We start from the raw sequence: 13,928 nt of genomic DNA on the forward strand, positions 1-13,928 counted from the left end.
TAAAGGGATGTTGGCAGGTTTTGTTTTTGAAACATCTCTACATCTCTTTCAAAACTTCCGCAATCAGCTTGTTGACCATCGGCGGGTTGGCTTTGCCTTTGGTCTGCTTCATGACTTGTCCGACGAAGAAGGCAGCAGCCTTTTGGTTCCCCGCCTTGTAGTCAGCGACAGCCTGCGGATTGGAATTGACCGCATCGATGACGATTTGACGCAGAGCGCCCTCATCGCTGATCTGCACGAGACCTTTTTCCTCGACGATCTGCTTCGGCTCCTTGCCTGTCTCGATCATCTCTTTGAAGACGGTCTTGGCGATTTTCGAGGAAATCGTGCCGTCTGCGATCAGCTTGATCATCTCGCCCAAGCCATGCGGCGTCATTTTCACGTCAGCGAATTCCATGTCATTGGCATTCAGATGGGCCAGCAGATCTACCATCAGCCAGTTGGCGACCGCTTTCGGCTCCGCTCCGGTCTTCACGGTCTCGTCGAAGAAATCAGCCGTCTCCTTGGAAATCGTGAGCACCTCGGCATCGGCTTGCGACAGGCCGAACTCGTTCACGTAGCGTGCTTTGCGGGCATCCGGCAGCTCCGGAATGGAAGCACGCACAGCCTCGATCCACTCTTCGGAGATCTGCATGCGCACCAGGTCAGGGTCCGGGAAGTAACGGTAGTCATGCGCCTCTTCCTTGGAGCGCATGGAAACGGTCTTGCGGTTGGCTTCATCCCAACGGCGGGTCTCCTGTACAACCTTGCCGCCCGAATCGAGCACCTCTGCTTGACGTTCCACCTCGTATTCCAGACCCATCTGGACGTTGCGGAACGAGTTCATGTTTTTCAGCTCAGCCTTGGTGCCGAATTCTTCCTGACCATACGGGCGGATCGAAACGTTCGCGTCGCAGCGCAGCGAGCCCTGCTCCATGCGAACGTCGGAAACCTCGGTGTACTGGATGATCGCCTTGAGCTTTTCCAGGTACGCACGTGCTTCTTCGGGAGAGCGGAGGTCAGGCTCGGAGACGATTTCTACCAGCGGAACACCGACACGGTTGAAGTCTACCAAAGACTCGCCGCCGAAGTCGCTGTGCGTCAGCTTTCCGGCATCCTCTTCCAGGTGCAGGCGGGTGATCCCGATGCGTTTGGTCTCGCCGTTTACCTCGATGTCAATCCAGCCGTTGTAGCCGATTGGCTGATCGAATTGGGAGATTTGATACGCTTTCGGCGAATCCGGATAAAAGTAGTTTTTACGATCAAATTTGGTCTCGCGGGAAATCTCGCAGTTGAGGGCGAGCGCCGCTTTCATCGCAAACTCGACCGCTTGCTTGTTCGTTACTGGCAATACGCCAGGATGCCCCAGACAGATCGGGCAAGTATGGGTATTCGGCGGCGCTCCGAATTCGGTCGGGCAGCCGCAGAAGATTTTACTGTTCGTAGAAAGCTCGGCATGGACCTCCAGGCCGATGACGGTTTCGTACTTGCTCATGTCTCTTACCCCCTCACCCATTCCGGCTTGCGCAGGTGATGGCCGACAGATTGCTCATAGGCATGCGCCACACGCAGCACGGTGGATTCGTCAAACGCCTTGCCGACGATTTGCAGACCGATCGGCAGACCGCTTTTCGCAAAGCCGCACGGCACGCTGATCGCTGGCAGACCCGCCAGGTTGACCGGAACGGTACAGATGTCCTCCAGGTACATCTTGACCGGATCATCCACCTTCTCGCCGATCTTGAATGCGGTAGTCGGCGTCGTCGGGTGCAAAATGACGTCAAAGTCAGCAAAGATGTTGTTGAAATCCTGAATGATCAGGGTACGGACTTGCTGCGCTTTTTTGTAATACGCATCATAATAACCGGAAGACAAGGCGTAGGTGCCAAGCATGATCCGGCGTTTTACCTCTGGTCCGAAGCCTTGGCTGCGGGATTCCTTGTACAGCTCGATCAGGTTGTCCGCATTGTCGGCACGCACGCCGTAGCGCACGCCGTCAAAACGGGCCAGGTTGGACGATGCCTCCGAGGAAGCCAAGAGATAATAAGCAGGCACAGCGTATTCGGTATGCGGCATGGACACCTCGCTCCACGTCGCGCCCAGGCTCTCCAACTGCTTCAGGGCTGCCAGAACAGCATCCCGCACCTCAGAATCGATGCCTTCTCCGATCAGCTCTTTCGGCACGCCGATGCGCAGACCTTTGACGTCACCTGTCAAAGAAGACAGGAAGTCAGGCACCTCTACATTGGCAGAGGTGGAGTCATACGCGTCATGTCCGGCGATTGCCTGCAGGACATAAGCTGCGTCCTCCACGTTTTTCGTAATCGGTCCGATCTGATCCAATGACGAGGCGAAGGCTACCAGTCCAAAGCGGGAGACGCGTCCATAGGTAGGCTTCAAGCCGACGACACCGCAAAAAGCGGCTGGCTGGCGAATCGATCCGCCCGTGTCAGAGCCGAGTGTGTAGTAAAAGTGGCGCGCTGCCATCGCTGCAGCAGAACCGCCGCTGGAACCGCCTGGCACGTAGTCGGTATTCCACGGATTTTTCGTCGGGAAAAAGCCGGAATTTTCATTGGAGCCGCCCATGGCGAACTCGTCCATGTTCAGCTTGGCGACGATAACCGAGCCGGCTTCCTTCACCTTCTGCGATACCGTTCCATCGTAGACGGGGTCGTAGTTGGACAAAAATTTGCTGGCACACGTGGTGCGGATGCCTTTTGTTACCATATTGTCCTTCAATCCGGCAGGCAGACCGTACAAAAGCCCAAGCTCTTCCCCTTTGACGAGCTGTTCATCCAGCTTGCGGGCATGAGCAAGGGCACCCTCCTCATCCACTTCCAGAACGGATTTGATCTGATCATCATGCTCCTTGATACTCGCTACGGAAGCTTGTACCAAATCAGTCACAGACAATTCCTTCGCGCGCAAGGCGCTATGTATCTCCGACAATCGCTTGTCAAACAGCGACACAGCAAGTTCCTCCCTTCTCTTTCTCCTGGATCGTTATTCAAATACAGCAGGTACTTTAAACTGATCGTCTTCGTGATCAGGAGCGTTTTTCAGCACTTCCGCGATCGGCAGGGACGGTCTGTTCACGTCTTCTCTCATGACGTTCTTCACATCCGTCGCATGGCTGGTCGGCTGTACCTGGGACGTATCCAGCTCGTTCAATTTGGCGGCAAAATCAAGAATCGCGTTCAGATCCTTGGTGTATCGCTCTGCCTCTTCTTCTGTCAACTGCAAGCGGGCCAGGTTGGCTACGTGCTCCACTTCTTTGCGGGTAATGGCACTCATGTTCTCCACCTCCGAATCATATCACATAACTTTGATCTTACTTGAAAGATGCCCGTTGAGTCAATTTTCCCACTCCAAAGAAAGCGAAAAAAGCCCAAGACCAAATGAGTCTGGGCATCTTTTTCTGTGAAAAACGTCTCGACGTTTTTCATCAAAGTGGATGTGACCGCTTGCGGTCAAACAAAACGGTCATGACCGTTTTGTGCTTATTAGGATGTTGCCGGAATGGTGGCTAGTTTTTGACCCATCAGCAGGCTGGCTCCTGCCTCGACTCCCGGTGCCCATTCCACCTGACCGGATTCAAACAAAAGGATTACCGTAGAGCCAAACTCAAACCAGCCCAGCTCCGCTCCTTTTTCATAGCGCGGCGTACCTTTGATCGGCCCTTCCATCTGCTGCGCATGCTTGATGTTGGTCGTGGCTGTATTGTAGACGACCTTGACGCTGCCGACAAACAGCGCCCCTACCTTGACCACTGCCACAGCCCCCTGATGATCGGTGCGGATGTAGGTCACAAGACGTTCGTTGCGGGCAAAGAGCCGATCCACATGTTCGACGCCCAATTGATTCACGGGATAGAGTCTGCCGGGCAGATAGCTGTAGCCCATCAGATCTCCGGTGACTGGCATGTGAATCCGGTGGTAATCCCGCGGACTCAAATAGATGGTGATAAACTTGCCTCCGTAATACCGCTCCGCCTCATGCGCGCATCCTCCCAGCAATTCAGCGACGCTGTAGCTCTTGCCTTTTGCCTGGATCAGCGTTCCTTCGCAGATGTCCCCCAGATGGGAAATGGTCCCGTCCACTGGACTTGCCACTACATCGGCCCCCTGCGCGATGGGACGTGTGCCCGGTTTCAGACGGCGCGTAAAAAACTCTTTCAGTGTATGGTATTCTTTTACAGGCTTTTCGACGATTGAGGTATCGATCTTGTAGTGCCGGATGTATCGTTGGATCGCCAAACGGCTAAATTTCGATGCGGTAATTTTTCCCATCGTCCGTGACATCGCATTTTGCGGCAGACGATGAATCAAGCCTGGTAACAACTTATTTCGCATAGTACAACTCCTCATTTGATCCGGTAAGAAAACCTCTATCGCGGCCACTTGGACAAGGTTCATCCGCGTTTTACAGGTTGGAAAAATGGATAACCCTACTTTACCACTTCCGCTTCCTTCCAGTAAACCCCTGCACCTCCGCCTTTGAGATCATTTTCATTCGATTCCAGCCTGTACTATAATATATAGAATAAGCCTACACAGGAGATAAGCAGATATGCGCAACCAGAGCAGCGAAGACCACACTTGGAGAGAAAAACAACAAGACAGTGCCAAGCATGACATTGCAACCCTTCTCCATCAGTATGGGGATGTTTTATCTGACTTATTTGAACATATTTCCGACATGCTCTTTATGATGTCCGTTGAAGAGCTGTCAAACGGTGAATACCAGTTCCGTTATGAACTGATGAATCCCTCGGCCATGCGCATATCCGAATTGGATGAGAGCGCGTACGGAAAGCGTTTCGAGGATGTATTTCCAGCGGAGAAAGCAGACCAGTTAAACCGCATGTACACCGAAGCCGTCACCTGCCGGAAAGCCACACGCTTTACGTCTGAGGACGAAATCATTGGCGAAACCATCCTGACTCCCGTGATCAACAAAGAAGGGATCTGCACGCATGTATTCGCCGTCACACGAGATATTACCCAACACAAGAAGCGGGAGTTAACGCTGGAATTCATGGCCTACCACGATATGCTGACAGGTCTTCCGAATCGCCGTCTGCTGGAGCTGGACTTGCAGCGGGCTTTGGAAGATGCCAATAGCACCCAGGAGATGGTCGCCATCCTGTTCTTGGACTGTGATTATTTCAAGCAGATCAACGACACCTGGGGCCATCAGGCTGGAGATGTGTTTCTCCAACTGCTGGCGGAGCGCCTCAAGTCTTGTGTGCGAGAAGAGGATACTTTGTCGCGTCTGGGCGGGGATGAGTTTGTCATCGTACTTCGCCGGGTGAGTCGTCCAGACCAGGCAGCAGAGGTGGCCGCACGCATTTTGCACTCCATCCAGCAGCCGTGGCAGGTACACGATGCCACTTTCACCGTGACCACCAGCATCGGGATCTCCCTCTATCCGCTCCATTCCCTGCATGCCGACGAATTGCTCAACTGTGCAGACGAAGCGCTTTATCGCGCGAAGGCAAAGGGACGCAATCAGTACGTCATCTACTCACGGGAGTCCGAAACGGATTCTCGCTAAAAAAAGAGCCATCCCATTTGGGACAGCTCCTTGCCATTACAATTTTTCCGAAACCAGCTTCGCTTGTGTAAAGAGCAGCAGATAGTCTGGTCCACCTGCTTTTGAATCGGTACCCGACATGTTGAATCCGCCGAATGGATGGACGCCAACCAATGCCCCTGTGCACTTGCGATTGAAGTACAGATTGCCGACATGGAATTCTTCGCGGGCGCGCTCCAGATGGGCACGATTGCGGCTGATGATAGAGCCAGTCAGTCCGTACTCGGTATTGTTCGCAATTTCCATCGCGTGATCGAAGTCTTTCGCTTTGGTGAAAGCAACTACCGGTCCGAAAATTTCCTCCTGCATGATCCGTGCTTGCGGGTCTACATCCGCGAATACGGTCGGCATGATGAAGTAACCGCCTTCTGGTCCCTTCTCGCCGCCTGCCATCAATTTGCCTTCCTTCTTGCCGATCTCGATGTACTCCAGGATTTTTTGATAGGCTTTGTCATCTACGACTGGACCTGTGTAGTAGTCGTTGGAAGCCACGTCGCCTACTGTCAGTTGCTTGGTCAGCTCGACGACGCGTCCCAGCACCTGGTCGTACACATCCTGATGCACGATTGCACGCGAGCATGCAGAGCATTTTTGTCCGGAGAATCCGAAAGCAGATGCCACGATGGACTGCGCAGCCAATTCGATGTCGCAATCGCTATCGACCACGATGGAGTCCTTGCCACCCATCTCGGCGATCAGGCGCTTCATCCATTTTTGGCCTGGGCGATGCTTGGCAGCCAGTTCGTTGATGCGGAGGCCGACATCACGCGAACCTGTAAAGCTGATAAAGCGCGTCGACGTATGCTCGACGAGATAATCGCCAATCTCGCTACCAGAGCCTGGTACGAAGTTGACAACCCCTGCTGGTACGCCAGCGTCTTCGAGAATCTCCATGAATTTGGCAGCGATCACTGGTGTAGTAGAAGCAGGCTTCAGCACGACAGTATTTCCTGCCACCAAAGCAGCTGTGGTCATTCCCACCATAATCGCCAACGGGAAGTTCCACGGCGGAATTACGACACCTACGCCCAATGGCACGTAGTACAATTCGTTGTCCTCATCCGCGATGCGGGTCAAGTCGTGACGTTGGGACAGCTTATCCATCTGGCGGCCGTAGTACTCCATGAAGTCAATCGCTTCTGCGGTATCCGCATCTGCTTCTGCCCAGCTTTTCCCTGCTTCTTTTACCAGCCATGCAGAGAATTCATGCTTGCGCCGACGCAGGATCGCGGCTGCTTTATAGAGATAGCGGGAACGCTCGGTGCCAGGAACCTTTTTCCAGGTTTCAAAAGTGCTTACGGCTGCCTGCATCGCTTTTTCTGCGAGCTCCTGGTTCGCTTGCGAGACGATCCCTACGACTTGCTTTGTATCAGAAGGGTTGATGGAGGGGACTTTCCGTTCGGTAGAAATACGCTCTCCGCCAATAATCAGGTCGTATTCGCGTCCGAGCTCACTTTCCACTTTGGCCAGTGCCTTCTCGAATGCCTGTTTATTTTCCGGTAATCCAAAATTGGTAAACGCCTCGTTTTTGAATTCTACTTGCATATGTGACGCCTCCTTTTCCATTTCCATTCTTGCAAACCATTCCTGTACTTACTTATGCAAAGTTCATACCAATCAGCACAATTGTCGTCTACCACGCTAGTGTTTGCCTTTTTGCGTAAAAACAACAATTCGAGGGGTACTTTCTTGTTAACACTTTTGTTCAGTATTATATACACTTTTGTTTACACGTGTGTAAGTTAATTCAGGAAGTGGTGATATGTTTTGGTCAGGCTGTAGTGGCAGGGAGGAAACCAGCTAATATTTTGTCAAGAGTATCCTTATTATTTTCTTTGAAGTTGTGCTATATTGTTGAAAAGCATGCAAAATAACCTCTCTAAAGGGAGAGGTTATGGAAATTCATTCCATTACGCTGACTGAAAGTCAGCCTTATAAGGTTCGCTTCTCGTTAAAATGCAGTATATCCAGCGAATTAGCTTATTCACACAAGCAATCACAACCTGTTTGTGGGGCTTTCCTTCCCCCTTTTTCACGTCATAATACTCACGTAATCGCTGATTTACTGAGCTTTGTAAGAGACACCCCTTTCGTCTTCTTACTCCGCATTGTACAGCTTGGTACAGCGCTCTTCGCAAGCGTTTGGAACCCCGTTTGGTAATTCGGTTTGTGCTTGCTGTGAACTTTCCGGAGGATGTGACACTTGGGTCAACCCCAGCGAATGCGACCAATTTCTTTGCGTGGTCAAACCGTTCGATTTCCCCAATTTCGGCCAGGATTGTGGCAGCAATCTTGTTTCCCACGCCGGGAATCGAACGGAGTAGATCATATTCTTTTTTTTCTTCAGCCAGGGCATCTATTTGTTTTTCAAGCTTGGATAGATGCTCCTGGTATTGAAGTAGCAACGTGATGAACATACGTAAACTAAGCACATAACTCTCATGGACCCCTTCTTGAAAGGGGCTTTTTTCTGCCGCTGCCATCATATCTATTGCCTTTTCCTTTGCCCACTTCGGTGACCGTCCACGAACAAGCTTTGTGTTCATACACTCCGCTAGCTTGTCCACTCCTGCCGTTTTTACCGCCCCTGGTGTTGAATACATTTCCAACACTCCCAATGATACCGTTGAATACAAATCCCCAAACACACCTTCATACGTGGGAAAGACCTGGTCTAGGACAGCCCGAAATTGCAATTTTGTCTGAACATACATATCCGTCATTGCCTCATGTTGTCTCGTGAGATGACGTAAATGAAGCCAGTGCGTTTCCTGCTTTTGGTACGGTTCAAACTCCTCTTTGTAATAAAGTTCTCCTAAATGAACCGCGTCCAATTTATCGGTCTTCACTTTTCTTAGGTGCGTTTTCTTAGCCCGCTGGGCTAATAAGGGATTAAGGATATACAGGTCATAATTTTTCTCCTCTGCCCACTCTACAATGGGAAGGTGGTAGTGACCTGTAGCCTCAAGAATAATTGCTGGACGACAACCGCTGTCCTTTTCTACTTCCTTTAGCCTTCCATGAAGCCATTCCAAATCTGTTATGGTATGCGAAAAACGAAATCCTTTTCCGTATAATTTGTTCCGATCCAGAAAGATCTGTGCTTGGCTTTCTCCTTTTGCCACATCGATTCCTACAACTGGATTCACGTTCTTCCTTCCCCTCACTTCTTTTACCGGCAGCCCCTTTAGCACTTGTATGCCATAGCTTCGCATGTGATACGGGATCTTGTCCCAACCAGCCCAAACATAGTTGTACAAGTAGGGGGTGAACAGTTTCCTCCACGGGTTTTTCCCAAAAAGGGGATCGTTCTACCCGGCTACCAATAGAGTAAAGCCATTTCCATGAAAAATGGCCAGCCAGTTTTTTCTGGCTGACCTCATAATACGAAAAAGGGGAAGACGCTTGAGGTCGGTTGGGATCTTTCCATGGGGTCATTCCTGGTCGGCTCCACTCCAAAGGCGGAACCGCAGTCAAAAGCAGCCGCTTCGAAGAAGCGGTTCAGGGTTGACTGCTAAAAGCGTGTTCCGCCTTTTCCGTTGCGCCTGGGTTGAGATCCCAAATACCTTGCGCTTTCTTCCCCTTTTTCCTCGGACAGCTTCACTTGATGTTCGATGCAAAATGTTTAAGACTGAATGCGAATCATTATTCAACGGGCAGTAGTCTTTTAATAAAAGGGTTTTTGACTATTGTTTGCTGAAATAATTTAGGTGTGACTAGCAAAGCATGAATTTATCTAAAGATAAGGATGTTATAATGGCAAAATTAAAGGTGCTAAAAAGTATTGGTCATAATCTAATGCACAGCTATTTGAGTTTGATGAATTCATATGATGGTGCCTATATAGTTAGTCATTTATATCAAATTGCTAAGAAAAATAACCATCCAACAATCATAATTGATGTACTTAATAAAAGGATTGAACCAACCTTCTTTTGTGTTGATGTCATTAAACAATCACTAATAGTATTAGAAAGCGATTTCCATCGTTTGCTTCAGTCAGATAAGCTAACAATTGATTATATAAAATCAGTCAAAGCAGAAATTAATTTTGATCTATTAAACCCAAAGATTGGAGTTACAGATCATGAATTAGAAAGATATGCTTGCCTTATTGAGATTGTTGATTTAAATGGAAAGAACCATTCAACTAATGTAAAGGAATGGTGGCGTTCAGGTATAAGTGGATGAGAATTTTGAATAAAACATTATTACGCTAACGGGGATCGTTAGTACAGAATGACAAAAAATCCGTTCCCATCGCCATTATTTGGACAAAAGGAACGGATTGTTTTATACCATCAACGGTAAATATGCATGTACGGCTCGCCTTTTACGGGGCGGATGTAGATCGCAAGCGGCTTGTTCATGGCTTGGACATACAGGTTTACGTGCACGTTTTTATCAAACAGCTGATTGATGTTATTCGCAGCAAACTGCGTGAACTGCAATACCTCAGTCCGGGAGTCATACTCCGCTGTCGCCGTGATGGTCAGCTCGGTTAGATTGCCGCCCATGAAGCGGCCGACGCCCGTCATGCCGATAAAGTCGCGGAAGAACGTCTGCGATTCGCGCATGAATTTGTCATACTGCAGAGACTGCTGGGGGTATTTTTTCCCTACCTCGGGACTGGGGAAGAGGAAGAACTCCTCGTCGATCGGCTGCCATTTGGAGATCGCCGACTCATTGGCATTGACCGTCCCCGACATGATAAAATTCCCTGGCACCAGAGAAGAATTCATTTCCGGAACCTGATAGAGCATGATCAGGATGGGTACCTGCAGTTCGTTGGACCGCACGGACTGGACCATTTTGGCGGCCAATTGTTTGCCGCGCTCCTGAAGCTCTTCAACGGTATAGCGTTTATCCTGCCCTGTAGCATCCTTGTACACAGGCGAAAGCGAGAGACCCAGAGCCATCCCGGCCAGCTGCTGCGTATCCTTGTTGAGATAATCATGCTCCAGGACATGGACGAGGAGCCCGCTTTTTCGCTGTCCAGTCTGCTCTCCGGCCTTTTCCTCCGCGATCCATGCCCGCACCTGTTCCTTCTTGATGTACTGCCCTTCCTGAAAGAAAAAGGAAGACGTCGGAAACGTGTCCCTGGCAAATTCCATCATTCCCAGCTCCAGATGGCTAAAATCGATGCGGAACTTGTTTTCCAAGAGCATGCCCCGTGTCTGGTTGGGCTTATAAGGCATGATACTGCCGTAGTAATCCTCCGATACTTCAATGACCGGAGACAGGGAGGGGGTGCTTGGCTCGACGACCCGTTCCTGGCCTGAAGGAAGGAATGAACATCCCGTCGCCGCTACCGTGAATAGGCCGGCAGCCACTAGCTTGCATCGTGCCCAAAACTTCGCTTTCATACGTTACTCCTTATCCGAAATGAGCATGTCAATTCCATTTTATCCACCTGTCATTGGTAAGCGAGTAGATCAAGGCGGATTCACCGATGCCGACCCACTTCGTCTTCCCTTCTCCAGGGGCGACCACGATCAGTTTTTCTGGCGCCTTGGCATTCAGCATGCGCCACTCGCCATTTTCTTTTTCAAAAACGCCTTGCTCCGTCGCAACGGCCAACACGCCTGTGCGCCGATCAACAGCTAGCGAATACGTCTGCTCCGCCTGCGGCAACAGCTCAGACTTCCATTGACCGTCTTCATGGTAAAACAAGCTGAACTGCGCTGCCACATACAGACGGTTTTCTACGGGATTGAAGTCCATCGCGTAGACCTCCTGATCCATCGGCAGCCACATTTGCCATGTCTCTCCTCCGTCCAGCGATTGGTAGATCCCCTCGCCGGAGACGAAAGCGCACAGCCGGATTTGATCGTCTTCCTCAATCCCGACGAAGCTGCGAATGTTGGCTGGCGTCGGCAATCCCGCACCGATTGTGCTCCAGTTCTCTCCTCCATCCCACGAATGCATGACGCCCGCATCCCCTGCGATCAGGATGTGATTGGGATCACCCGGATACACATACCAGCCAACGATGTCTTTATACTCCAATTGAGAGGAAAGCAGTCCCCAGTTGCCTCGATCAACCGAATGGTAGAGGCCGGCGTTCGTGCCGACCCACACCTGATTGTCGTCTCGCATCGACAGATTGTGGACCGTTCCCCCTTTTTCCAACACTTCCTGATAGGTCAGCTCTCCTGGCAGTGCTGCTGCTGTTACGGGTGAAGAAGGTGGCTTTTTCTGTCCGCTATCGCTGCAGCCCGTCATGCTTGCCAGCACGATCAAGACTACTCCCCATCGCCAGAATCTTCTCAAGCTCCATCACCATTCCTTCCCTTTGCTGTAGCGCAGCTGTCTGCGAGGATTACCCGTTGTTTTCTAATATCTGTAAAAATCCTGCCTCGTCCATGACTGCTACACCCAACTTTTCCGCCTTTTCCAGCTTGGAACCCGCTTTCTCCCCTACGATCACCAGATCCGTCTTTTTGCTCACGCTGCCGGTCACCTTGCCTCCCAGGCGGGCAATCGTTTCCTCTGCTTCCTGACGTGACATCGCTGACAAGGTTCCCGTGACCACGATCGTTTTGCCGCTGAACGGGAGGTTTTCTCCGCCTTCAACGCGCACACCCTTGTAGGCCATGTTCACTCCTGCAGCCTTCAGCCGCTCGATTACAGCCTCAGCCTGTGGCTGGCGGAAGTACTGATACAGGCTGGCAGCCATTTTTGGACCGATTTCATCGATAAGGGTGAATTCCTCTTCCTGCGCTTGTGCAATGCCATCCATATGCCCAAAATGCTCGGCCAGCACCTTGGCTGCCTTGGCTCCCACCAGGCGAATTCCGAGCCCAAACAGGAGGCGCTCCAGGGAGTTTTCCTTGCTCGCCTCGATCGCGGCCAGCAGATTGTCTACCGATTTTTCGCCCATCCGTTCCATCCCGAGCAGAACATCGCGCTGCTGATGCAGGTAGTAGAGGTCAGCGACACTGTGAATGATCCCGTCGTTGTACAGTTGCGCCACTACCTTTTCCCCTAGGCCGTCGATATTCATCGCCGTGCGTGAGACGAAGTGGATGATGCCTTCGCGAATCAATGCCGGACACATCGGGTTGATGCAGCGCAGAGCCACCTCATCCTCCAAGCGAACCAGCTCGCTGCCGCATTCCGGGCAGTGCGTCGGCATGGAAAAGGGGGTCTCGTCTCCCGTCCGCCGCTCTGGTAGAACCGCGACGATCTCCGGGATGATGTCGCCCGCCTTTTTGACCACGACATGGTCGCCGATCAACAGGCCTTTTTCGCGGATGATGTCTTCATTATGCAGGGAGGCGCGCTTTACCGTCGTTCCTGCGAGACTGACCGGCTTGAGCAGTGCGGTCGGGGTTACCGTTCCGGTGCGCCCGACAGACACCTCGATTCCCTCCAGAATCGTCACGGCTTCCTCCGCGGGGAATTTGTATGCTATGGCCCAGCGCGGGCTCTTGGCCGTGAAGCCCAGCTCCTCTTGCTGCGCATAACTGTCTACCTTGATCACCATGCCGTCGATTTCATACGGGAGGGAAGGACGTTTTTGCGTCCAGCTGTTAATGAACGCAATCACTTCTTCGATGTCCGAATACGTGCGCCGCTCCGGATTGACTTTGAAGCCCAGCGATTCCAGCAAATCAAGCCCTTCGCTGTGAGACTCGACACTCTCCCCCTGCAAATCGCCGATCGAGTAGATGAACGTATCCAGCTGCCTGGACGCGGCAATTTTGGGGTCAAGCTGGCGCAGTGAACCTGCAGCCGAATTCCGAGGATTGGCAAACAACGGCTCGCCGCGCTCTTCCCTTTCTTTATTCAGCTTTTCAAATGCTGGCTTGGGCATGTAGGCTTCCCCACGAGCCTCCAGCGACAACGGCCGGCGAAGACGCAGCGGGATCGAACGAATGGTCCTCAGGTTTTGGGTGATGTCCTCCCCTGTAGTCCCGTCTCCACGCGTCGCTCCCTTGACGAACAGACCGTTCTCGTATAGCAGCGATACAGCAAGTCCGTCAATTTTCAGCTCGCATACATAGCGCACCGCCTGATTGCCCACCGCCTGGCGAACACGTCTGTCAAAATCTCGCAGATCTTCCTCGCTAAACGCGTTGCCCAGGCTGAGCATCGGGGTCTTGTGTACCACCTTTTCAAAGAAAGGCAGCGGCGCCCCTCCTACCCGTTTCGTCGGAGAATCCGGTTGGGCAAGCTCCGGGAAATTCTCTTCGAGCGCAATCAGCTCCCGTACCAATTGGTCGTACTCCTGATCGCTAATTTCCGGTCGATCCTCTTCATGATACAGACGGTTATGCCGCTCGATTAGTTTCGTTAATTCTTCCATACGCTTTTCCGCTGTCAATCGATCCATATCATCCGTTCATCCT

11 protein-coding genes are annotated in these 13,928 nt (G+C 51.5%); 2 read left to right on the forward strand and 9 right to left on the reverse strand.

The features are described from left to right. Window positions 1–37 precede the first annotated feature (37 nt). From gatB to asd, 4 genes are all read right to left on the reverse strand, one after another. Window positions 38–1,474, reverse strand: coding sequence for an Asp-tRNA(Asn)/Glu-tRNA(Gln) amidotransferase subunit GatB (gene gatB, locus T458_RS39205; RefSeq protein WP_023556513.1), 1,437 nt, complete (start codon window positions 1,472–1,474; stop codon window positions 38–40). 5 nt (window positions 1,475–1,479) lie between these two features. After that, window positions 1,480–2,949: an Asp-tRNA(Asn)/Glu-tRNA(Gln) amidotransferase subunit GatA gene (gene gatA / locus T458_RS39210; RefSeq protein WP_023556514.1), complete on the reverse strand. Its 1,470-nt coding sequence runs from the start codon at window positions 2,947–2,949 to the stop codon at window positions 1,480–1,482. Between the two features lie 33 nt (window positions 2,950–2,982). Then, window positions 2,983–3,273 (reverse strand): Asp-tRNA(Asn)/Glu-tRNA(Gln) amidotransferase subunit GatC, encoded by a 291-nt coding sequence (gene gatC / locus T458_RS39215; RefSeq protein ID WP_023556515.1) that lies wholly within the window; start codon window positions 3,271–3,273, stop codon window positions 2,983–2,985. Between the two features lie 209 nt (window positions 3,274–3,482). After that, window positions 3,483–4,331, reverse strand: a complete 849-nt coding sequence (gene asd, locus T458_RS39220) for an archaetidylserine decarboxylase (protein ID WP_023556516.1) — start codon at window positions 4,329–4,331, stop codon at window positions 3,483–3,485. Between the two features lie 217 nt (window positions 4,332–4,548). On the opposite strand from asd, the gene T458_RS39225 reads away from it, so the two are divergent. Next, complete coding sequence (locus T458_RS39225) at window positions 4,549–5,535, forward strand: sensor domain-containing diguanylate cyclase (RefSeq protein WP_023556517.1); 987 nt, start codon at window positions 4,549–4,551, stop codon at window positions 5,533–5,535. 36 nt (window positions 5,536–5,571) lie between these two features. On the opposite strand, the gene pruA is transcribed toward T458_RS39225, so the two are convergent. Together pruA and T458_RS39235 are read right to left on the reverse strand one after the other, a co-directional pair. After that, window positions 5,572–7,119, reverse strand: a complete 1,548-nt coding sequence (gene pruA, locus T458_RS39230; protein WP_023556518.1) for an L-glutamate gamma-semialdehyde dehydrogenase — start codon at window positions 7,117–7,119, stop codon at window positions 5,572–5,574. A 365-nt stretch (window positions 7,120–7,484) separates the two neighbouring features. Further along, window positions 7,485–8,723 (reverse strand): IS110 family RNA-guided transposase, encoded by a 1,239-nt coding sequence (locus T458_RS39235; protein ID WP_031305278.1) that lies wholly within the window; start codon window positions 8,721–8,723, stop codon window positions 7,485–7,487. A gap of 607 nt (window positions 8,724–9,330) precedes the next feature. Between T458_RS39235 and T458_RS39240 the strand changes: the two genes are divergently transcribed. After that, window positions 9,331–9,765 (forward strand): hypothetical protein, encoded by a 435-nt coding sequence (locus T458_RS39240; protein ID WP_031305665.1) that lies wholly within the window; start codon window positions 9,331–9,333, stop codon window positions 9,763–9,765. Between the two features lie 110 nt (window positions 9,766–9,875). On the opposite strand, the gene T458_RS39245 is transcribed toward T458_RS39240, so the two are convergent. From T458_RS39245 to ligA, 3 genes are read right to left on the reverse strand one after another with little or no spacing between them, the layout of a single operon-like run. Beyond that, the gene (locus T458_RS39245; RefSeq protein ID WP_023556520.1) at window positions 9,876–10,940 is read right to left on the reverse strand and encodes a CamS family sex pheromone protein; all 1,065 of its coding nucleotides are present in this window, start codon (window positions 10,938–10,940) and stop codon (window positions 9,876–9,878) included. Between the two features lie 28 nt (window positions 10,941–10,968). Next, window positions 10,969–11,847, reverse strand: coding sequence for a WD40/YVTN/BNR-like repeat-containing protein (locus T458_RS39250; protein ID WP_031305666.1), 879 nt, complete (start codon window positions 11,845–11,847; stop codon window positions 10,969–10,971). A 49-nt stretch (window positions 11,848–11,896) separates the two neighbouring features. Next, a complete protein-coding gene (gene ligA / locus T458_RS39255) occupies window positions 11,897–13,912 on the reverse strand; it encodes an NAD-dependent DNA ligase LigA (RefSeq protein WP_023556522.1) in 2,016 nt (671 codons plus the stop codon). Window positions 13,913–13,928: the final 16 nt, after the last annotated feature.

The organism is Brevibacillus panacihumi W25, from assembly GCF_000503775.1.
In the GTDB taxonomy this organism is placed as follows: domain Bacteria; phylum Bacillota; class Bacilli; order Brevibacillales; family Brevibacillaceae; genus Brevibacillus; species Brevibacillus panacihumi_A.